Here is a 21146-nt window from a genome sequence, read left to right on the forward strand (position 1 = left end):
GCCATGGTAGTCCGCGGGCATGAGCGAACGGATGTTTCGAGGGCGTATGAGGGCTGGCGCGGAAACGGCACGGGAGGCCGGCGGGACCGCCGCGCCAGCAGCGCCTACGGTGAAGATCGGCGCCGCGCTCCTTTGGCAGCGCCGGTTTTGGGCTGATCCTTCGGCAGGGGCGCCGGTCGCGCGGCTCGCCTATGCTCTCGCCGGCATCGCTGCGGCAATGCTGCTCCTCGCGGTCGGTGCGAGCGCGGGTCTGCACCTGTTGTCTGCGATCATTGCGGCCGGGGGCATCGCCGGTGCCTTCCTGCTGCTGTCCGGTCGAGACGAAGCGTCCGGGAGCCTTAGGGCCGGCGCCCGCGAAACTGCGCAGGACGCCGCGGCGCCCCTTGCATCCATCCATGACGCCATGGGCGATCTCGTCATCGTCCGCGACCCCGACGGCAAGGTCATGCAGGCCAATGTCGCCTTCCATGAGCTTTGCGGATGCGCCGACGCGCGGGGCCTGACCTGCGCGGAGCTGGGATTGCGCTTCGAGCCGAAGCCGGACCCCTACCGCTACTTCGTGCATATTTGTACGTCCGCAGGCACGCGCCTCTACGATTGGCACGACGTGCTTGTCCGCGACGCGCATGGCCGGCTGATGCGCCATAGCATTGCTCGAGACGTCACGGAGGATATGCTGGCGGCAAGCCAGAGAGAGGAGGCGAGGCAGCGCGCCGAGGAGGCGAGCCGGGCCAAGTCCCGTCTGCTCGCCACCGTCAGTCATGAGATCCGTACGCCGCTTTCCGGCATCCTCGGTATGAGCCGGCTCCTCGCAGAGACGCGGCTGTCGGACGAGCAGAAGAACTATCTCGTCGGCATGCAGCAGTCCGGACACACCCTGGTCCAACTCGTCGAGGACCTGATCGATTTTTCCTCGCTTGCCGCCGGACGGTTCCAGCTGCGCCCGTCGCAGCAGGACCTGCGTCAGACGGTCGAGAACGTGGTCGAGATGCTGTCTCCCCGCGCGCATGAGAAGGGTATCGAGATAGGTGCAACGGTCGCCATCGAGATACCCGAGCGGATGCTGTTCGATGCGGCGCGCCTGCGCCAGGTGCTGTTCAACGTGGTCGGCAACGCGGTGAAATTCACCGAGAAGGGCGGCGTTATCGTCTCTGTCGATATCGAGAATGGCTCGTTGCGCATCCGGGTTGACGATAGCGGACCCGGCATGTCCGCCGACGCGCTCGCACGCGTCTTCGAGGAGTTCGAGCAGGCCGGTGACGAGGCCCAACGTGCGAAGGGAACGGGGCTCGGCCTCGCAATATCCCGGCGGATCATGGAAGCTTTCGGCGGCAGCCTTACCGCCACGAGCGTTTCCGGCAAGGGAAGCCGTTTCGAGATCCGGTTCCCGATGGATGTCGCCGGTCTCTCGACAGTTCCGGTTCGCCGCGGCATTCTGGCGGGTGCGCATGTGCTTGTCATGGCGCCCGAAGGGCCTTCCTCAGCCGCGCTTGCCGCCACGATCGAGACGCTGGGCGCCACGTGCCATAGGGCTTCGACGCTTGCCGTCGCGCGGCGGATCGTCGCCGGCGCGCTCGCCAATCGGCTGCTGCTGACGGATATCATTGTCGATCACCGCCACGCTGGACAGTCTCGCGAGCTCCTTGCTCTCGAGCCGGCGATCGCCGGCCTGGGTTTGCGCAGAACCTATCTCATCAGCCCCGAGGAGCGGGCGGGCCATCCCGTGAGCCGACTCGGGGGCTATGAGGCCTGGCTGATCCGCCCTCTTCGCGAGAAATCGCTGATTGGGGTGCTACTTGGGCGACTCAGGGGAATGGAAAAGCGCGATGCGATCAACGACAACAGACCGGTGCTGCGGGAGGAGCCAGCGGCCGTGAAGGCGGATGTTCGCGCCATCCTGCTTGCAGAGGACGACCCTGTGAACGCGCTCGTCTTGCAGTCGGTTCTCAGCCGGGCCGGCCATGCCGTCGATCACGTCGGCGACTTCATGGCGCTCGAGGCCGCAATCCGCTCGGCCGCGCCGCCCCTGATCGTCACAGACCTCAACATGCCAGGGGGCGATGGTCTCGACATGCTCCGACGTCTTCGCGAAGCGGAGGCCGCTGGCAACAGGCGGCGTGTGCCGGTTCTCGTCCTGACCGCGGACGCGCGCGCCGATATCTATGAGCGCCTTCGAGTTGCGGGAGCGGACGCCGTGCTGGTGAAGCCTGCCGATCCGCAGCGGCTTCTTGCCGAAGTCACCCGCCTCATCCACCCCGCAGCATAGATTTCCACGCTTCCGGCCCCTTACCAGGTCGGGGTTGTATACTGCCCCGGTGTCACTATGTTGTTGCAGAAACGTGGTCTAAGCCCGACAGGAATGACGGCTCGGGATGACACGGTATGACGATCGAACTTCTGGATTCGACGAGCGTGGTTGACACCTCAAATGCTTTTGTACGCAAGACGATTGCCGCTCCGGCGACCGATATTCTTGGGCGGATCGGCAATCTCGAAACGCGCCTCGCCCGGTCGGCAGCCGAAATCGACGCGGCGCAGGCGGTTCGCTACAAGGTCTTCGTAGAGGAGATGAGGGCACAGGTGTCGCCCGACGCCGAGCGACGCAAGCGCGACGTCGACGGTTGGGATGCGATCTGCGATCATCTCCTGGTGCTCGACACTTCAATCGATGGCGATGTGGAGGAGCAGATCGTCGGAACCTACCGCCTGCTTCGCCAGGACGTCGCCGAGCGGGCCAGCGGTTTCTACTCGGCTTCCGAATTCGCGATCGCCGAACTTCTCTCGCGTCACCCGGAGAAGCGCTTCATGGAGCTTGGACGTTCCTGCGTGCTTTTGAAATATCGGACCAGGCGCACGGTCGAATTGCTGTGGCAGGGCAATTGGGCCTATGCCCTGAAGCACGGTATCGATGCGATGTTCGGCTGTGGTTCTTTTCCCGGCGTGATTCCCGAAGAGCACGCGCTCGCGCTCTCGTTCCTTCATCACAACGTGCGGGTCAGGGACGAGTGGACCGTTGCGGCCCGGCCGGAGCTTTACCGGACAATGGACCTTATGCCTTCGGAGGCGATCGATCCGAAGAAGGCGCTGGCCGCGCTCCCCCCGCTCATCAAGGGCTACATGCGGCTCGGCGCAATGGTCGGCGACGGGGCGGTTGTGGATCAGGCGTTCCGCACCACCGACGTCCTGATCGTCCTGCCGATCAGCAATATTTCCGGGCGTTATCTGAACTATTACGGCGCAGACGCCGGGCGCTTCTCCTCGTCTGTATCCTGACTGTCCATCGCTGCGCTTCGAATTTTCATGACGGAAGTATATTGAACCAAAAAGGAGAACATTCGCCGCTCTGCCTGCGAAGGCAGGCTCCGCGAGAAAATCTGGAATTTTCATCACGAACGAATTTGACCAGTCATCAAATATTGGGCCCGCATCCGTTTTCTGGAAGCGGGCTCCTGTTTTTAAGCGCTTGCGCGATCCTGGCGACGCGGTGACAGTCGAAATGCCGGCAGTTTTACGACTTTCCGCCGACCCGCGTCACGTCCCGGCGTTATAGGCCGCTATTGCTGCAAGGTTGACGAGGTCGGAGTCCTTCGCCGACATGGAGGCGATCTGGACCGATTTGTCCAGGCCGACCAGCAACGGACCGATCACGGTCGAGCCGCCAAGTTCCTGGAGCATCTTCGTCGAAATCGATGCCGAGTGGAATGCGGGCATGACAAGCACGTTCGCGGTGCCCGACAGCCGGCAGAAGGGATATTGCTCCATCACCCGCGCGTTGAGTGCCACGTCGGCGGCCATCTCGCCGTCATATTCGAAATCGACCCGGCGCCTGTCGAGGATCTTCACCGCCTCGCGTACCCGCTCCGAGCGTTCGCCGGAAGGATGGCCGAACGTCGAATAGGCGAGCATCGCCACTCGCGGCACGTAGCCGAGCCGCTTTGCGAGGCCGGCTGCCTCCTCGGCGATATCCGCCAGTTCCTCTGAGGTCGGCATGTCGTGCACCGCAGTGTCGGCGACGAGCACCGTGCGGCCGCGGCAGAGCGCAATAGAAACGCCGATCACGCGATGGCCGGGCTTTGGATCGATGCAGCGGCGCACGTCCTCGAGCGCGGTCGAATAGTTGCGCGTGAGGCCCGTCACCATGCCGTCCGCATCGCCGAGCGCCACCATCGAGGCGGCGAAATGGTTGCGGTCGGTATTGATCAGGCGCTGCACGTCGCGGAAGAGATAACCCTTTCGCTGCAGGCGCGAATAGAGAAAGTCAGTATAGGCGCCGACGCGCTTGGACAGGCGCGCATTGACGATCTGGATGCCCGCGCGGTCGAGGTCGATGCCTTCGCGCTCGGCGGTCTCGCGCATCACTTCCTCCCGACCGAGCAGCAGAGCCGTGCCGAGCTGCTGGTTGGCGTAGGCGATAGCCGAGCGCATCATCTGCACTTCCTCGCCTTCGGCGAAGACGATCCGCTTCGGCTGACGCCGGACGCGCTCGACAATGCGCTGCAACGTCGAGGCGATGGGGTCGCGCCGTGCCGAAAGCTGCTCCCCATAGGCCTTGAGGTCCTCGATCGGCTTGCGGGCGACGCCTGTCTCCATAGCCGCCTTTGCAACGGCCATCGGGATCGCCGAAATGAGCCGCGGATCGAAGGGAACGGGAATGATATATTGCGGCCCGAAGCGCGGCCGATTGCCTTGATAGGCGGCGGCGACGTCGTCCGGGACGTCTTCCTTGGCGAGATTGGCAAGCGCTTCCGCCGCAGCGATCTTCATCGCGTCATTGATTGTCGAGGCGCGCACGTCGAGCGCGCCGCGGAAGATATAGGGGAAGCCGAGAACGTTGTTGACCTGGTTCGGATAATCCGAACGGCCGGTCGCGACGATCGCGTCATTACGAATGTCGGCGACCTCTTCCGGCGTGATTTCCGGATCGGGATTGGCCATGGCGAAGATGATCGGCCGCTCGCCCATGGAGCGAACCATGTCGGCAGAAAGCGCTCCCTTCGCGGAGAGGCCGAAGAATACGTCGGCGCCGTCGAGGGCCTCCGCAAGCGTCCGGCGGTCGGTTTCGACCGCATGTGCGGACTTCCATTGGTTCATGCCATCGGTGCGGCCCTTGTAAATCACCCCCTTGGTATCGCAGAGAATGATATTTGCCGGGTTGAAGCCCATCGACTTGATGAGTTCGATGCAGGCGATTGCCGCCGCGCCCGCCCCGTTGCAGACAAGCTTGGTCGACTTGAAGTCACGGCCCGTCAGGGTCAGCGCGTTGATGAGGCCCGCCGCTGCGATGATCGCGGTACCGTGCTGGTCGTCATGAAAAACGGGTATGTCCATGACTTCGCGCAGCCGCTGTTCGATGATGAAGCAGTCAGGCGCCTTGATATCCTCGAGATTGATGCCGCCGAAGGAGGGGCCGAGAAAGCGGACGCAATTGACGAACTCGTCAACGTCATCCGTATCCACTTCGAGGTCGATCGAGTCGACGTCGGCGAAGCGCTTGAACAGGACGGCCTTGCCTTCCATGACGGGCTTCGAGGCGAGCGCGCCGAGATTGCCGAGGCCGAGGATTGCGGTGCCGTTGGAAATCACCGCAACCATATTGCCGCGCGCGGTATAGTCGTAGGCCGTTGCCGGGTCTTCGGCGATTGCCTTCACCGGAACAGCGACACCGGGCGAATAGGCGAGAGACAGATCCCGCTGCGTCGCCATTGGCTTCGTCGGCGAAATCTCCAGCTTTCCGGGGCGGCCTTGAGAGTGAAAATCGAGCGCTTCCTGCGCCGTGACGCTCGTCATCGCGCGGTCGGACCTATCGATACCCGGCATGTTTCCTCAACCTCCTGTGGGCGACCCTCCCGGTCTGCCTCTTTGTTGTTGTCGTCTATAAATGCTTGCGGGTAGTGTGACATCTCTTTTTTTGGAACAATCATGAATTTCCTGATGGATGCATCGAACCGAACGGGCGACGTCCTTTCCGTGTCCGATCTCGCGAGCGAAGAGAGCCGCTCCACCGCCACGCCGATGATGGAACAGTTCATCGAGATCAAGGCGAACAACCGGGATTCGCTCCTGTTTTACCGCATGGGTGATTTCTACGAGCTGTTTTTCCAGGATGCGGTCGAGGCCTCGCGCGCACTCGGTATCACGCTGACGAAACGCGGACAGCACATGGGGCAGGAAATCCCCATGTGCGGCGTGCCGGTGCATGCGGCTGACGATTACCTGCAGAAGCTGATTGCGCTCGGCTATCGCGTCGCGGTCTGCGAACAGGTGGAGGACCCTGCCGAGGCGAAGAAGCGCGGCGGCAAATCGGTCGTGCGCCGCGATGTCGTCCGCCTCGTAACGCCGGGAACGATCACCGAGGACAAGCTGCTCTCGCCCTCGGAATCAAACTATCTCATGGCGCTCGCGCGCATCAGGAGCGGCTCGGAGCCCGCTTATGCGCTTGCCTGGATCGATATTTCGACGGGAATCTTCCGCCTCGCCGAGACCGCGGAGAGCCGGCTTCTTGCCGACATATTGCGCATCGAACCACGCGAACTGATCCTGCCGGATACCGTCTTCCACGATCCGGATCTCAGGCCCGTTTTCGACGTGCTCGGGCGGGTCGCGGTACCGCAGCCGGCCATCCTTTTCGACAGTGCGACGGCGGAAGGCCGGATATCACGCTACTACGGCGTCGGGACGCTCGACGGCTTCGGCAGTTTCTCGCGCGCGGAGCTCGCCGCCGCATCGGCGGCAGTCTCCTATGTCGAAAAGACCCAGCTCCAGGAGCGCCCGGCGCTCGGCATACCGGAAAGGGAAAGCGCCGCCTCGACCCTCTTCATCGATCCGGCAACCCGTGCCAATCTGGAGCTCGCCAAGACGCTGTCGGGCTCGCGCGACGGCAGCCTGCTCAAGTCGCTCGACCGTACGGTGACGAGCGGTGGCGCCCGGCTGTTGGCCGAACGGCTGATGTCACCCCTGACCGACCCGGAACGGATCAATCGGCGGCTCGATTCCATCGAAATGCTGGCCGACCAGCCGCGCTTCACGGCCGACGCTCGCGATGCGCTTCGCAGGGCGCCGGACATGCCGCGCGCCCTGTCGCGGCTCGCGCTTGGCCGCGGCGGCCCTCGCGATCTCGGTGCCATACAGGCGGGCATGCGGGCCGCGGTCGCGATCGCGGCGCTTCTCTCGGGTGCCGAGCTTTCGGTGGAACTGGCTGAAGCGCGTGACGCGATCGCGGGCTTGCCGCGGGACCTCCTCGCGCGCCTCGACGCGACCCTTGCGGAGGAATTGCCGCTTTTGAAGCGCGATGGCGGTTTCGTCCGCGAAGGTGCTAACGCCGAACTCGACGAGATGCGCGCTCTGCGCGACCAGTCGCGCCGCGTGGTTGCCGATCTTCAGCTCCAATATTGCGAAGAGACCGGAATCAAGTCGCTGAAAATCAAGCATAACAACGTGCTCGGCTACTTCATCGAGGTGACCGCCGGAAATGCCGGCGCCATGATCGATACGGATGCGGGCCGTGCCCGCTTCATCCACCGCCAGACCATGGCGAACGCCATGCGCTTCACCACGACCGAGTTGGCGGAGCTCGAAACCAAGATCGCCAATGCCGCGGACCGCGTTCTGGCGATCGAACTCGAGACTTTCGAGGTCATGACGCGCGAGGTGGTCGCCGAGGCCGAAGCGATCAAAGCGGCGGCGCTGGCGCTGGCGACGATCGACGTCTCGGCCGGACTGGCGGTGCTTGCGGAGGAGCAGAACTATACGCGCCCCGCCGTCGACCGCTCGCGCATGTTCGCGATCGACGGGGGCCGCCACCCCGTGGTGGAGCAGGCGTTGAGACGCCAGGCCGCCAATCCCTTCGTCGCGAATGGCTGCGACCTTTCCCCGCCCGGTGGGGAAGAGGGCGGCGCGATCTGGCTCCTCACCGGCCCCAACATGGGCGGCAAGTCGACTTTCCTGCGGCAGAACGCGCTGATCGCGATCATGGCGCAGATGGGGTCCTTCGTGCCTGCATCCGCCGCGCATATCGGCGTCGTCGACCGCCTCTTCTCACGCGTCGGGGCATCGGACGACCTCGCGCGTGGCCGTTCGACCTTCATGGTCGAAATGGTCGAGACGGCTGCGATTCTCAACCAGGCGACCGACCGCTCGCTGGTGATCCTCGACGAGATCGGCCGCGGCACGGCGACCTTCGACGGCCTGTCGATCGCCTGGGCGGCTGTCGAGCATCTGCACGAGGTCAATCGTTGCCGCGGGCTGTTCGCGACCCATTTCCACGAATTGACGGTGCTTTCCGAAAAACTCGGCCGGCTTTCCAACGCGACCATGCGCGTCAAGGAGTGGGACGGCGACGTCATATTCCTGCATGAAGTGGGGCCAGGGGCAGCCGACCGCTCCTACGGAATCCAGGTCGCCCGGCTTGCCGGCTTGCCGGCGTCGGTCGTCGCCCGCGCGCGGGACGTTCTCGCCAAGCTTGAAGACGCGGACCGCAAAAATCCGGCGAGCCAGCTGATCGACGACCTGCCGCTGTTCCAGGTCGCGGTCCGGCGCGAGGAGGCGGCGAGGGCACCGGGACTTTCCAGGGCGGAGGAGGCCCTGAAGGCGCTCAACCCGGACGACATGACGCCGCGCGAGGCGCTCGACGCGCTGTACGCGCTCAAGAAGCAGCTTTCCAACCGCTGATTTCGCGCCGCTATTTTCCCTGTTATTCGGCCGGCAAACGGGCTATACAGCGGCGCTTGCAACGAATGATCTAGAGCGGGATGAGGAAAAGTGTGTGCGGTTTTCCGCCCGCATCCCGGTCTATCTCTTTGGAATCGATCACGTTCATGTTTTAGGAAAACATCGTGATCTCAGTCGGACAGGACGCCCTTCGGCACTTCATGGCCAGACACGAAACCTCCTTTCCCGAAATCCTGGATGTGGCGGCGCTTCGGGCCAGGTGCGACTTCATCGCCTCCGCTCATGCCGAACAGCGCGAACCAATGCGCCGGGCCTTGCTCGCGGCCTTCAAGGAGGCAAATATTGCGGGCCGCGCCAAGGCGCGCGAATTGCTCGCCGCTGACGGCGCAGGAATAAAATGCGCTGAGCGCATCTCGTGGCTTCAGGACCAACTCATTACGCTGTTGCACGACTTCGTGCTGAACCAGGTATTCGACGCCGCTAAAGCCCCTGAGACTTCCCGGATAGCCGTCACGGCTGTCGGCGGTTACGGGCGCGGAACGCTTGCACCCGGTTCCGACATCGACCTCCTCTTCCTCCTTCCTGCCAAGAAGGCGGTCTGGGCGGAGCCGGCGATCGAGTTCATGCTGTATATTCTCTGGGACCTTGGCTTCAAGGTCGGCCACGCGACGCGCACGATCGAGGATTGCATTCGCCTGTCGCGGGCCGACATGACCATCCGGACAGCGATCCTCGAATGCCGCTATGTCTGCGGTTCCGTCGCCCTGGCAAGCGAGCTCGAAACGCGCTTCGACCATGAGATCGTCCGCAATACCGGCCCGGAATTCATTGCCGCCAAGCTCGCCGAACGCGACGAGCGACATCGCAAGGCGGGCGACACGCGCTACCTCGTCGAACCGAACGTCAAGGAAGGCAAGGGCGGCTTGCGCGATCTGCACACGCTCTTCTGGATTTCGAAATATTTCTACCGGGTCAAGGATTCCGCCGATCTCGTCAAGCTCGGCGTGCTTTCGAGGCAGGAGTACAAGCTCTTCCAGAAGGCGGAAGATTTTCTCTGGGCGGTGCGCTGCCATATGCACTTCCTGACCGGCAAGGCTGAGGAACGCCTCTCCTTCGATATCCAGCGCGAGATAGCCGAAGCGCTCGGCTACCACGATCACCCCGGCCTTTCGGCGGTCGAACGTTTCATGAAGCATTACTTTCTCGTGGCGAAGGATGTCGGCGACCTGACGCGCATCTTCTGCTCGGCTCTGGAAGATCAGCAGGCCAAGGACGCCCCCGGTATTTCCGGCGTGATCAGCCGCTTCCGCAATCGTGTCCGCAAAATCCCCGGCACGCTGGATTTCGTCGACGATGGAGGGCGCATCGCGCTCGCGAGCCCTGACGTTTTCAAGCGCGACCCTGTGAACCTGCTGCGCATGTTTCACATCGCCGATATCAACGGGCTCGAATTTCACCCGGCGGCGCTGAAGCAGGTGACGCGCTCCCTCAGCCTGATCACACCGCATTTGCGAGAGAACGAGGAAGCGAACCGGCTTTTCCTGTCTATCCTGACCTCCCGCCGCAATCCGGAACTGATCCTCCGCCGAATGAACGAGGCGGCGGTTCTTGGCCGCTTCATTCCGGAATTCGGCAAGATCGTATCGATGATGCAGTTCAATATGTATCACCACTATACCGTGGACGAACATCTTCTGCGCGCGGTCGACGTTCTCTCCCGCATAGAGCGGGGACTTGAGGAGGAGGCGCATCCCCTGACGGCGATGCTGATGCCGGCCATCGAGGATCGCGAAGCCCTTTATGTCGCGGTGCTGCTGCACGACATCGCCAAGGGACGCCCGGAGGATCATTCGGTGGCCGGCGCAAAGGTCGCCCGCAAGCTTTGCCCGCGTTTCAGGCTTTCGCCGAAACAGACCGAGACGGTCGTCTGGCTGGTCGAGGAACATCTGACCATGTCGATGGTCGCGCAGACCCGGGATCTCAACGATCGCAAAACCATCGTCGATTTCGCCGAGCGGGTTCAATCCCTCGAGCGGCTGAAGATGCTGCTCATCCTGACGGTCTGCGATATCCGCGCGGTCGGACCCGGCGTATGGAACGGCTGGAAGGGGCAGCTGCTGCGGACGCTCTATTACGAGACAGAGCTCCTGCTCTCCGGCGGCTTTTCGGAACTGTCGCGCAAGGAGAGGGCGAAGCATGCCGCCGACATGCTGGAGGAGGCGCTCGCCGACTGGCCCAAGGAGGAGCGGCAGACCTATGTGCGACTGCACTACCAGCCCTACCTCCTGACCGTAGCGCTCGACGAGCAGGTACGTCATGCGGCCTTCATCCGCGAGGCGGATGCTGCGGGCAGGACGCTCGCGACCATGGTGCGCACCCATGACTTCCACGCCATAACCGAAATCACGGTGCTGTCGCCGGACCATCCGCGCCTGCTGACCGTCATCGCCGGCGCTTGCGCTGCTGCGGGTGCCAACATCGTCGGCGCCCAGATCCACACGACTTCGGACGGCCGGGCGCTGGACACGATTCTCGTCAACCGCGAGTTCTCGGTCGCCGAGGACGAGACGCGTCGTGCGGCGAGCATCGGCAAACTGATCGAGGACGTGCTCTCCGGCCGCAAGAAACTGCCCGACGTGATCGCAAGCCGGACGCGCTCGAAGAAGCGCAGCAGGGCATTCACCGTGACGCCGGAGGTAACGATCAGCAACGCGCTGTCGAACAAGTTCACCGTCATCGAGGTCGAGGGCCTCGACCGGACGGGTCTTCTCTCCGAAGTGACCGCGGTCCTGTCAGACCTGTCGCTCGACATTGCGTCGGCCCATATCACCACCTTCGGCGAAAAGGTGATCGATACATTCTACGTCACCGACCTGGTCGGCTCCAAGATCACCAGCGAAAACCGGCAGATGAACATCGCGGCTCGCCTCAAGGCGGTGCTGGCGGGCGAGGTGGACGAAGCCCGCGAGCGCATGCCCTCGGGGATCATCGCGCCGACGCCTGTGCCACGCGCATCCCATGGTTCCAAAGCGACAAAAGCCGAAACATGAGTCTGCTCAAGAAATTCGCGACGGTCGGCGGCGCCACGCTCGGAAGCCGGCTCTTCGGCTTCATCCGGGAAACCTTCATGGCGGCCGCGCTCGGCACGGGTCCGGTCGCCGACGCCTTCAACACGGCGTTCCGGCTGCCGAACACCTTCCGCAGACTTTTTGCCGAGGGGGCGTTCAATTCGGCCTTCGTGCCCCTTTTCGCCAGGGAGATCGAGGCGAGCGGCATGGATGGCGCCCGCCGCTTTTCCGAGGAGGTCTTCGGCGTTCTTTTCACCGTTCTTCTTCTGCTGACGATCGCCATGGAACTGGCAATGCCTTTCATCGTGGGGGAACTGATCGCACCTGGATTTGCCAGTGATCCGGCCAAGTTCGAGAGCACGGTGACTTTCGCGACCATCATGTTTCCCTATCTCGCCTGCATGTCGCTGGCGGCGATGATGGCGGGCATGCTGAATTCGCTGCACCGCTATTTCGCGGCAGCCATCGCGCCGGTCTTTTTGAACTTCATCCTGATCGGCGTGCTGGCCTACGCCTGGTATAGCGGCCAGGACGCGGTTGCGGTCGGCCGCGCCCTCTCCTGGGGGGTGCTGGCCGCGGGGCTGGTTCAGCTCGCGATCGTCTGGATCGCGGTTCGCAATGCCGGCATCCGAATCGGCTTCCGCCGGCCCCGGCTGACCGCGAACGTGAAACGCCTGCTCGTGCTGGCCCTCCCCGCGGCGATAACCGGCGGCATCACCCAGATCAACCTGCTGATCAATACCAATATAGCCTCGGCAAAGGAGGGGGCCGTCTCATCGCTCGTCTATGCCGACCGCATCTATCAGCTGCCGCTCGGCGTCGTCGGCATCGCCGTCGCGACCGTACTTCTGCCCGAGCTGGCGCGCGCTCTGCGCGGAGGCAATATCAACGAGGCGGCGAACCTGCAGAACCGTTCCGTCGAGTTCACCCTGTTCCTGACGCTCCCCGCCGCCGCGGCACTGCTCGTCATGTCGGAGCCGATCGTCAGGCTCCTCTTCGAGCGCGGCCAGTTCTCGCCGGAATCGACCGTCGCCGTCGGGCGTATTCTGGCGATCTACGGTCTGGGCCTGCCGGCCTTCGTTCTGATCAAGGCCTTCATACCCGGCTTCTTCGCCCGCGAGGACACGCGCACGCCAATGATCTTCGCCGGAATTTCTGTCGCTGTGAATGTCTCCCTGGCACTCACGCTTTTTCCGGTGCTGGCAGCGAGCGGCATCGCGATGGCCGAAATCGCCGCGGGCTGGGTGAATGCGCTTCTCCTCTTCGCAACGCTCGTCTGGCGCGGGCACTGGGGGCGCGACATCGCTTTGCTGACAAGGATCCCTCGTCTGGTGATCGCGGCTGCAGTCATGGCGGCCGCATTGATCTTCGCCATAGACTGGCTCGCATTTCCGCTTTCTTCGGCCGCATCGCTTGCGACCCGCGCCCTTACCCTTTGCGGGCTGATCGCCGGCGCGATGGTAATCTATTTCGCGGTCGCATTCGGGATCGGCGGCGCGAGCCTCTCGATGGTGCGCCGGAGCGTCAAACGGGGTGCATCGGCCTCGTCCGCCGAGCCGGCGGGCAAAGCGGGCGATGAACAATGAAACAGACGATCGCCCGCGTGGCCCTGGTCGTGCCCGACTATGACGAGGCCATCGCCTTTTACTGCGAAAGGCTTGGTTTCGATCTCCTCGAGGACGCGGATGCCGGCGGCGGCAAGCGCTGGGTGGTCGTGCGGCCGAAGGGCGCGGCCGAGACCGCTCTCCTGCTCGCCAGGGCCGAGGGCGAAAGGCAATGCGCCGCAATCGGCAATCAGACCGCCGGCCGGGTCGGCTTCTTCCTTTTTACCGACGATTTTGCGCGCGATCACGCTGCAATGCTTTCCGCCGGCGTCGAATTCCTCGAAGTGCCTCGATACGAGGCATACGGAATTGTCGCAGTGTTCACCGATCCGTTCGGCAATCGCTGGGATCTCCTGCAGCCGGCGTGACCCGCCTCTTGATTGCGCCCGTGCTGCCGTGCATAAGCGCGGCGGATATCAACTGGAGACGGGCCCTCCACAAGCCCGATTGAGGACGACATGACCGAATTCAAGCCGCTCGTATTTTCCGGCGTTCAACCGACCGGCAACCTGCATCTCGGCAATTATCTGGGCGCGATCCGGAAATTCGTCGCCCTTCAGGACAACAACGACTGCATCTACTGCGTCGTCGATCTCCACTCGATCACGGCGCAGCTCGTGCATGAGGACCTGCGGGGCCAGATCCGGTCGATCGCAGCCGCCTTCATCGCATCGGGCATCGATCCCGAAAAGCACATCGTCTTCAACCAGTCGGCCGTGCCGCAGCACGCCGAGCTCGCCTGGATCTTCAACTGCGTCGCCCGCATCGGCTGGATGAACCGGATGACACAGTTCAAGGACAAGGCCGGCAAGGACCGGGAAAACGCCTCGCTCGGCCTCCTTGCCTATCCGAGTCTCATGGCAGCCGATATCCTCGTCTATCGCGCCACCCACGTGCCTGTCGGCGACGACCAGAAGCAGCATCTGGAGCTTACCCGCGACATCGCCCAGAAGTTCAACATCGACTTCATGGCGCATATCCGGGCGCGCGGCTACGGCGTCGACATCGTCGTCGGCGAAGAGCCGATCCATGCCTATTTCCCGCCGGTCGAGCCGCTGATCGGCGGTCCGGCGCCGCGCGTCATGTCACTACGCGACGGCACCAAGAAGATGTCGAAATCCGATCCATCCGATTTGTCGCGCATCAACCTGATGGACGATGCCGACACGATCCTGAAGAAGATCCGCAAAGCCAAGACCGATCCGGACGCGCTGCCGAGCGAGGCGGACGGTCTCAAGGGGCGGCCGGAGGCCGAAAATCTCGTCGGTATCTACGCGGCGCTATCCGACAGGTCGAAGGACGAGGTGCTTGCCGAGTTCGGCGGGCAGCAATTCTCGGCTTTCAAACCGGCCCTGGCCGATCTGGCCGTGACCGTACTTTCGCCGATCACGGGCGAGATGCGCCGATTGATGGGCGATACCGCGCATATCGACGCTATCCTGCGCAAGGGCGGCGAGCGGGCCAGGGAGCGCGCCGAAAAAACAATGCGGGAGGTCCGCGAGATCATCGGCTTTTTGCAGTAGTTGGTGAAAATGAGACCTTGCGGGCGCCGCGCGGCGTTGTAATGTTCGGCGCATGGTTTCAACGCGACTCTCACGACTGGAAGGTCATCGCCGCAAGTTCATGGCGGTGATCGACGATACGCCCGAATGCGAACGCGCCGTGCATTATGCCGGCATGCGGGCCAAGAACTCCAATGGCGGCCTCGTGCTGCTCTACGTAATTGCCGACGGCGACTTCCAGCAATGGCTGGGGGTCGAGGAGATCATGCGGGCCGAAGCGCGCCAGGAAGCCGAATCGACCCTGGCCAAAATCGCGCAGACGGTGCGCGAACGGATCGGCATCGAACCGGAGATCGTCATTCGCGAGGGCATCGCCACCGAGCAGATTCACGCCGCCATCGAGGAGGACCGGGACATCGCCATTCTGGTGCTTGCGGCGGGATCAGCCAAGGAGGGACCGGGCCCCCTCGTTTCGTCCATCGCGGGAAAAGCTGCTGCCTTCCCGATCCCCGTCACCGTCATTCCCGACCTTTTGACGGATGAGGAAATTGACGCACTGACCTGACCTCCTGCCGGCGTTCCGGTCCGCCGCGCATGGTGCGCGGCAGCACTTTACTTGCCGCATGTTTTGCCCATCGATGGAAAACGATAAAAGGAAACATACATGCGGCGCTATTACGCCTTGCGGGCCACACCCGAGGCTCCTATATTTTTGGAACAATTCTAAAGAGCCGGTCGAGGAGCGCTCCCGGCAGAATGGAGTGAGACATGTTCATCCAGACCGAAGCGACGCCGAACCCGGCCACTTTGAAGTTCCTGCCGGGCAAGGTCGTGATGGAGAACGGCACCGCTGAATTCCGCAGCGAAGAGGAGGCCCTTGCAGGATCGCCGCTTGCAGCCCGGCTCTTTTCGATCCCCGGCATTACCGGGGTCTATTTCGGCTATGACTTTATCACCGTGAGCAAGGAAGCGCAGGAGTGGCAGCACCTGAAGCCTGCAATCCTGGGCTCGATCATGGAGCATTTCATGTCGGGGCAACCGATCATGTCGGGTGCCGGTCGGGCGGAACAGCTCGACGAGGATGAGGAATTCTTCGACGAGGGGGATGAGGCAATCGTCGCGACGATCAAGGAACTGCTCGAGACGCGCGTACGACCGGCAGTCGCCCAGGACGGCGGCGATATCACCTTCCGCGGCTTCAAGGACGGAACCGTATTCCTCAACATGAAAGGTGCATGCTCCGGCTGCCCCTCCTCGACCGCGACCTTACGACATGGCGTGCAGAACCTGCTGCGTCACTTCGTTCCGGAAGTCGAATCGGTCGAATCCGTTTGACCCGAAGCGGTTCAAGGCGCGGTAACTGCCTTTCAGCCCGCGCCCCTCGGTCAGCCTAGGGTTATTTTCCTTATAGGTTTTCCGTTTTCCTTATACCGGTGTGGTTTTTGGGATAAAATCACAAATGTGATTCCGAAGTGCCGCGTCGATTTGGTGACGCAATGCGGCTGCCCACGCAGTCGTACCGCTTGGGGTGCAGGGGAGGAGGCCGCGGCTGAAATGTTTGTTCTTGCCATAGATACATCCGGGGCCGGCTGTTTCGCTGCGGTCTATGACGGTGGCGCAGGAAAGCTGCTTGCGTGTGCGGGCGCGGATATCGGGCGTGGCCATGCCGAACGCCTTATGGAATTCGTTGATGAGGCCTTGAGCGCCTCGGGTCGGGAACTTGCCGAGATCGACCGCATCGCCGTGACGACAGGTCCGGGATCGTTCACCGGAATCCGCGTCGGCGTTGCCGCTGCGCGCGGCCTCGCTCTGGCCCTCGCAAAGCCCGCAGTCGGCATAACCACGCTTCGGGCCGTTGCCGAAAGCGAAAGCCTGAAACAGAATGGCCAGCCGGTGCTCGCCGTGATCGACGCGAAGCGGGAAGAGGTTTACCTTCAGGCTTTCGATGCCTCGGGACGGCCGCAAGGCGAGGCTGAAATCCTGTCCGTCGAGAAAGCGCGCCTGCGCTTTTCCGGATTTGCCGGTATCATCTGTGGCTCCGGTGCTCATGCCGTCACCGGTGCCGCGGGCGGAAAGCCTGACGAGGTCGACATGGAGACGCTCGCCCGGCTGGGCGCCATGGCCGATCCGGCCTCGGCGCCTGCGAAGCCGCTTTATCTGCGCGGGCCGGATGCCAAACCCCAGGCTGGCTTCGCGGTGGTCCGCGCCTGACCGGAAGAAGCCGAGCATATTCGCCCGGTTATCTTCAGCCAATCATATCTCCTAAAACGTCCAAGAAGCGCCCTGATGAGCCTTACCGACTACTTCACCCGCCGCACAGAATTCGACATTTTCCCGCTTGAAGAGGCAGATCTGGGCGCCGCCGCGGCACTGCACCGCCAGCGCTTTGCCTCTGCCTGGAGCGACGGCGAAATACACGGGTTGCTGAGCCAGGAGACGGTATTCGGATTCGTTGCGCGCCAGACCAATGCCAATGGAAGGTTCCGCCCCGCTTTCGGCGGCTTCGTGCTGTCGCGGGCGGTTGCCGGCGAAGCCGAAATACTGACGATCGGGGTCGATGCGCGATTTTCGCGTTCCGGTCTGGGTTGGCGCCTGATGCAGGCGGCGATGCGGGAGGCCGCCTCGAAGGGGGCCGAGGCACTCTTCCTGGAAGTCGACGAGACGAACCAAGCCGCGATCGGGCTCTACGGAAAGCTCGGCTTTCACAAGGTAGGCGAGCGCAAGGCCTATTATCAGGCGCGGCCGGGCGAGCGCAGCGCGGCGCTTGTCATGCGGCTCGATCTTCGATAGATCGCACCACTGAACGCGAGAGCTGGAAGGTGCCTGCGGATGATCAATTGGGTGCGGGTCGCGCTTTGCGGCATGCTGCTCGTCATGATCTCGCTGGTGCTGATGCCGGTCCAGATCCTCTGTCTTTGGCTCGATCTGAGGCCCCGACGCTGGCTGCCGCGCTACTGGCATCGTGTCGCCTGCCTGTTGCTTGGACTGCGCGTGCGCGTCCATGGCGAGCTCGATCGCCGCCGCCCCTTGCTCCTAAGCGCAAATCACGTGTCCTGGAAGGACATCCTGGTGCTTTCCTCCGTGGCGGACGTCGTCTTCGTCGCCAAGTCGGACGTCAGGTCCTGGCCGATTTTCGGGGTTCTCGCCCGCCTTCAGGCATCGGTTTTCGTGGAACGGGAGCAGAAGCGCACCACGGGCAATCAGGTCAACGACATCGGACGGCGGCTCGCCGACGGGGAAATCGTCGTGCTCTTCCCCGAAGGAACGACTTCCGACGGCAACCGGCTGCTCGACATCAAATCCTCGCTGTTCGGCGCCGCCGCATCGGCCGTCCCGCAATCGCCGACGGGCGCGGTCCACGTCCAGCCGCTTGCGATTTCCTATACCGGCATCCACGGAATGCCGATGGGCCGCTATTATCGTCCGATCGCCGCCTGGCCGGGCGACATCGGCCTGCTCCCGCACCTTCTCGGCGTGCTGAGAGAGGGCGCTCTTGAGGTCGACGTCGATTTCGGCGAGGCGGTGGACTTTGACCGGCACACCAAACGCAAGGAGGTGAGCCGCATCATCGAGCAGCGCATTCGCGGGATGCTGTCGGACCGGCTGCGGGGGCGCTCCCGATCCACCGCGAAGGGCGAACCGATTCCCGCAGTCCCTGCCGTGCCGGGCGTCTCGTCAGACGTGCAAAGGTCGCGGTAGCACTCGCAATTGCCTCATTCAGGGATCACCCTGAAACGACGGTTGATATCGACCGGCGCCCTACCGGCCCGAAAATGCTTCAAATTTGGGGCGCTATGCACTAAAGAGCCGGCATGACCCAGGAAACCGCTCTTTTGCCGACGTCGCCCGAAGCGGGCGACCTGAACGTCCCGGCGCGCAAGGTCTTCGTCAAGACTTACGGCTGCCAGATGAACGTCTATGACTCCGATCGCATGTCGGATGCGCTGTCGCGCGACGGCTATGTTGCGACCGATGTCTTGGAAGAGGCCGATTTTGTCCTGCTCAATACCTGCCATATTCGCGAAAAGGCCGCAGAGAAGGTCTATTCGGAGCTCGGCCGCCTGCGTGACCTGAAGAAGGCGAAGGCGCGCGAGGGCCGCGAGATGCTGATCGGCGTTGCCGGTTGCGTCGCCCAGGCCGAGGGCAAGGAGATTCTCCGCCGGGCGCCTGCAGTCGATCTTGTCATTGGGCCGCAGACCTACCACCGCCTCCCGGAAGCGCTGAGGCGGGCCCGCACCGGCGAGCGCATCGTGGAAACGGATTATGCCATCGAGGACAAGTTCGTCCATTTGCCGGCGCCAGACAAGGCCAAGACTCGTGCGCGCGGCGTTACGGCCTTCCTGACGGTACAGGAAGGCTGCGACAAGTTCTGTACCTTCTGCGTCGTTCCCTACACACGCGGCTCGGAAGTCTCACGTCCCGTGGCACAGATCGTCGCGGAGGCGGAGAAGCTCGTTGAGGGCGGCGTGCGCGAAATCACCCTGCTCGGTCAGAATGTCAACGCCTGGCACGGTGCCGGTCCGCACGGCCGCGAATGGGGGCTCGGCGATCTCTTGCGGCGTCTCGGCGAGATCGAGGGGCTCGCGCGCCTGCGATACACCACCAGCCACCCCCGCGACATGGACGACAGCCTGATCGAGGCGCATCGGTCGATGGCGAAGCTGATGCCCTATCTGCATCTGCCGGTGCAGTCAGGCTCGGATCGTATCCTGAAGGCGATGAACCGGCGCCATACGGCAGCCGAATATCTGGCGCTCGTCGCGCGCATTCGAGCGGTGCAGCCGGACCTTGCGCTTTCGGGCGACTTCATCGTCGGCTTCCCCGGCGAGACCGATGAGGACTTCGAGGATACGCTGCGCCTTGTAGATGCCGTGAACTATGCACAGGCTTTTTCGTTTAAGTACTCGACGCGTCCCGGCACGCCGGGCGCCGAACTCGAGCAACAGGTTCCCGAGGACGTGAAGGCGAAGAGATTGGAAATATTGCAAGCTTTGCTCATCAAGCAGCAGCGCGGCTTCGCCGAAGCCTGCGTCGGCCGCGAGATCGACCTGCTGCTGGAGAAGCCGGGCCGCATGCCCGGGCAGCTCGTCGGTCGCTCGCCATGGCTGCAGCCCGTGAATGTTGATGCAAAAGCATCGCAAATCGGTGACATTATCAGAGTGCGAATCACCAAGGCCGGGCCGAACAGCCTGTTTGCCGAGATGATCGGGGAAACGGAAGCAAGGAGCTGACCGCTTGAACGGACACGAACTGATTTCTTCCTCACCGCGCCAGTCGAAGACATCCGCGACGGACGCCAATCACTTCGTGCTCACCTTCGAGAACAACCGCTTTGCGAGCGAACTCTTCGGCCAGTTCGACCAGAATTTGAAGCTGCTTGAAGAGCGGTTGCGCATCGATGCCCGACCGCGGGGAAACTCCGTCGCAATCTCCGGTGACGTGGTTGCCACCAATCAGGCGCGCCGCGCTCTCGACTATCTCTACGGAAGGCTGCAGAGTGGCGCTTCGATCGATACATCAGATGTCGAAGGGGCGATCCGCATGGCGGTCGCCGCCGACGATCAGCTACAGTTGCCGACGATGGAGCGCAAAGCCAAATTGACAATGGCCCAGATTTCGACGCGCAAGAAGACCATCGTTGCGCGCACTCCGATGCAGGATGCCTATATCCGCGCGATGGAGCGGTCGGAACTCGTCTTCGGCGTCGGCCCGGCCGGCACCGGCAAGACCTACCTTGCCGTCGCTCATGCCGCCCAGCTGCTGGAGCGTGGCGCAGTCGACCGTATCATTCTCTCAAGGCCGGCGGTCGAAGCGGGCGAGCGTCTCGGCTTCTTGCCGGGCGACATGAAGGAGAAGGTCGATCCCTATCTCAGACCTCTCTATGACGCGCTCTATGACATGATGCCGGGCGACAAGGTGGAGCGGGCAATCACCGCAGGTGTAATCGAGATCGCGCCGCTTGCCTTCATGCGCGGGCGCACGCTCGCCAATGCCGCCGTTATCCTGGATGAGGCACAGAACACGACATCGATGCAGATGAAGATGTTCCTGACGCGTCTGGGCGAAAACGGCCGGATGATCATCACGGGTGATCCGAGTCAGGTCGACCTGCCGCGCGGCGTGAAGTCGGGCCTGGTGGAGGCGCTGCAGATACTCAAGGGAGTAGAGGGCGTCTCGGTGATCCGCTTCAAGGACGCCGACGTCGTCCGCCATCCGCTGGTGGCGCGGATCGTCAGAGCCTATGACAGCCAGACGGCGGTTCACGACGAGAGCGAGCAGGGCGATCGTTGATCTTGTTTATTGCG

The 21146-nt window shown here is 63.0% G+C and carries 15 protein-coding genes; 14 read left to right on the plus strand and 1 reads right to left on the minus strand.

Annotation, left to right across the window (positions count from 1 at the left end; genetic code table 11):
• Window positions 1–19: 19 nt before the first annotated feature.
• Both FB009_RS11155 and FB009_RS11160 read left to right on the plus strand, forming a co-directional pair.
• Window positions 20–2266 carry a PAS domain-containing hybrid sensor histidine kinase/response regulator gene (locus FB009_RS11155; RefSeq protein WP_164855709.1) on the plus strand — a complete coding sequence of 749 codons (2247 nt, stop codon included), beginning with the start codon at window positions 20–22 and terminating at the stop codon, window positions 2264–2266.
• Window positions 2267–2382: 116 nt separating this feature from the next.
• Window positions 2383–3273 (plus strand): GNAT family N-acetyltransferase, encoded by an 891-nt coding sequence (locus FB009_RS11160; RefSeq protein ID WP_011974243.1) that lies wholly within the window; start codon window positions 2383–2385, stop codon window positions 3271–3273.
• Window positions 3274–3531: 258 nt separating this feature from the next.
• Here the strand turns inward: FB009_RS11160 and FB009_RS11165 are convergent, their stop codons facing one another.
• Window positions 3532–5817, minus strand: coding sequence for an NADP-dependent malic enzyme (locus FB009_RS11165; protein WP_011974244.1), 2286 nt, complete (start codon window positions 5815–5817; stop codon window positions 3532–3534).
• A 102-nt stretch (window positions 5818–5919) separates the two neighbouring features.
• On the opposite strand from FB009_RS11165, the gene mutS reads away from it, so the two are divergent.
• The 12 genes from mutS to FB009_RS11225 all read left to right on the plus strand — a co-directional run bounded on the left by mutS (window position 5920) and on the right by FB009_RS11225 (window position 21132).
• Entirely contained in the window at window positions 5920–8667 is a 2748-nt protein-coding gene (mutS, locus tag FB009_RS11170) for a DNA mismatch repair protein MutS (RefSeq protein ID WP_127580665.1), read from the plus strand.
• Window positions 8668–8867: 200 nt separating this feature from the next.
• Entirely contained in the window at window positions 8868–11717 is a 2850-nt protein-coding gene (locus FB009_RS11175; RefSeq protein ID WP_011974246.1) for a [protein-PII] uridylyltransferase, read from the plus strand.
• The gene (murJ, locus tag FB009_RS11180; RefSeq protein WP_011974247.1) at window positions 11714–13321 is read left to right on the plus strand and encodes a murein biosynthesis integral membrane protein MurJ; all 1608 of its coding nucleotides are present in this window, start codon (window positions 11714–11716) and stop codon (window positions 13319–13321) included. The genes FB009_RS11175 and murJ overlap by 4 nt, the downstream gene beginning before the upstream one ends.
• Window positions 13318–13707 carry a VOC family protein gene (locus FB009_RS11185; RefSeq protein ID WP_011974248.1) on the plus strand — a complete coding sequence of 130 codons (390 nt, stop codon included), beginning with the start codon at window positions 13318–13320 and terminating at the stop codon, window positions 13705–13707. The genes murJ and FB009_RS11185 overlap by 4 nt, the downstream gene beginning before the upstream one ends.
• Before the next feature lie 90 nt (window positions 13708–13797).
• Entirely contained in the window at window positions 13798–14862 is a 1065-nt protein-coding gene (trpS, locus tag FB009_RS11190) for a tryptophan--tRNA ligase (protein ID WP_011974249.1), read from the plus strand.
• Between the two features lie 52 nt (window positions 14863–14914).
• A complete protein-coding gene (locus tag FB009_RS11195; RefSeq protein WP_011974250.1) occupies window positions 14915–15406 on the plus strand; it encodes a universal stress protein in 492 nt (163 codons plus the stop codon).
• Between the two features lie 203 nt (window positions 15407–15609).
• Window positions 15610–16176 carry a NifU family protein gene (locus FB009_RS11200; RefSeq protein ID WP_011974251.1) on the plus strand — a complete coding sequence of 189 codons (567 nt, stop codon included), beginning with the start codon at window positions 15610–15612 and terminating at the stop codon, window positions 16174–16176.
• A gap of 219 nt (window positions 16177–16395) precedes the next feature.
• On the plus strand, window positions 16396–17052 hold the full coding sequence (tsaB, locus tag FB009_RS11205) for a tRNA (adenosine(37)-N6)-threonylcarbamoyltransferase complex dimerization subunit type 1 TsaB (RefSeq protein ID WP_011974252.1): 657 nt from the start codon (window positions 16396–16398) through the stop codon (window positions 17050–17052).
• Window positions 17053–17127: 75 nt separating this feature from the next.
• Window positions 17128–17631, plus strand: coding sequence for a GNAT family N-acetyltransferase (locus tag FB009_RS11210; RefSeq protein ID WP_011974253.1), 504 nt, complete (start codon window positions 17128–17130; stop codon window positions 17629–17631).
• Between the two features lie 39 nt (window positions 17632–17670).
• Window positions 17671–18540 (plus strand): lysophospholipid acyltransferase family protein, encoded by an 870-nt coding sequence (locus FB009_RS11215; protein WP_011974254.1) that lies wholly within the window; start codon window positions 17671–17673, stop codon window positions 18538–18540.
• A 113-nt stretch (window positions 18541–18653) separates the two neighbouring features.
• The gene (gene miaB / locus FB009_RS11220; protein WP_011974255.1) at window positions 18654–20072 is read left to right on the plus strand and encodes a tRNA (N6-isopentenyl adenosine(37)-C2)-methylthiotransferase MiaB; all 1419 of its coding nucleotides are present in this window, start codon (window positions 18654–18656) and stop codon (window positions 20070–20072) included.
• A 4-nt stretch (window positions 20073–20076) separates the two neighbouring features.
• A complete protein-coding gene (locus FB009_RS11225) occupies window positions 20077–21132 on the plus strand; it encodes a PhoH family protein (RefSeq protein WP_011974256.1) in 1056 nt (351 codons plus the stop codon).
• Window positions 21133–21146: the final 14 nt, after the last annotated feature.

Origin of the sequence: Sinorhizobium medicae (assembly GCF_007827695.1) — a bacterium.
GTDB lineage: Bacteria > Pseudomonadota > Alphaproteobacteria > Rhizobiales > Rhizobiaceae > Sinorhizobium > Sinorhizobium medicae.

Coding starts and splice junctions, on each gene's coding strand:
- FB009_RS11215 (WP_011974254.1), top strand. CDS start 17,671: ATGATCAATTGGGTGCGGGTCGCGCTTTGCGGCATGCTGCTCGTCATG.
- FB009_RS11160 (WP_011974243.1), top strand. CDS start 2,383: ATGACGATCGAACTTCTGGATTCGACGAGCGTGGTTGACACCTCAAAT.
- FB009_RS11195 (WP_011974250.1), top strand. CDS start 14,915: ATGGTTTCAACGCGACTCTCACGACTGGAAGGTCATCGCCGCAAGTTC.
- FB009_RS11175 (WP_011974246.1), top strand. CDS start 8,868: ATGGCCAGACACGAAACCTCCTTTCCCGAAATCCTGGATGTGGCGGCG.
- trpS (WP_011974249.1), top strand. CDS start 13,798: ATGACCGAATTCAAGCCGCTCGTATTTTCCGGCGTTCAACCGACCGGC.
- mutS (WP_127580665.1), top strand. CDS start 5,920: ATGAATTTCCTGATGGATGCATCGAACCGAACGGGCGACGTCCTTTCC.
- miaB (WP_011974255.1), top strand. CDS start 18,654: ATGACCCAGGAAACCGCTCTTTTGCCGACGTCGCCCGAAGCGGGCGAC.
- FB009_RS11200 (WP_011974251.1), top strand. CDS start 15,610: ATGTTCATCCAGACCGAAGCGACGCCGAACCCGGCCACTTTGAAGTTC.
- FB009_RS11210 (WP_011974253.1), top strand. CDS start 17,128: ATGAGCCTTACCGACTACTTCACCCGCCGCACAGAATTCGACATTTTC.
- murJ (WP_011974247.1), top strand. CDS start 11,714: ATGAGTCTGCTCAAGAAATTCGCGACGGTCGGCGGCGCCACGCTCGGA.
- FB009_RS11165 (WP_011974244.1), bottom strand. CDS start 5,817: ATGCCGGGTATCGATAGGTCCGACCGCGCGATGACGAGCGTCACGGCG.
- FB009_RS11155 (WP_164855709.1), top strand. CDS start 20: ATGAGCGAACGGATGTTTCGAGGGCGTATGAGGGCTGGCGCGGAAACG.
- FB009_RS11185 (WP_011974248.1), top strand. CDS start 13,318: ATGAAACAGACGATCGCCCGCGTGGCCCTGGTCGTGCCCGACTATGAC.
- tsaB (WP_011974252.1), top strand. CDS start 16,396: ATGTTTGTTCTTGCCATAGATACATCCGGGGCCGGCTGTTTCGCTGCG.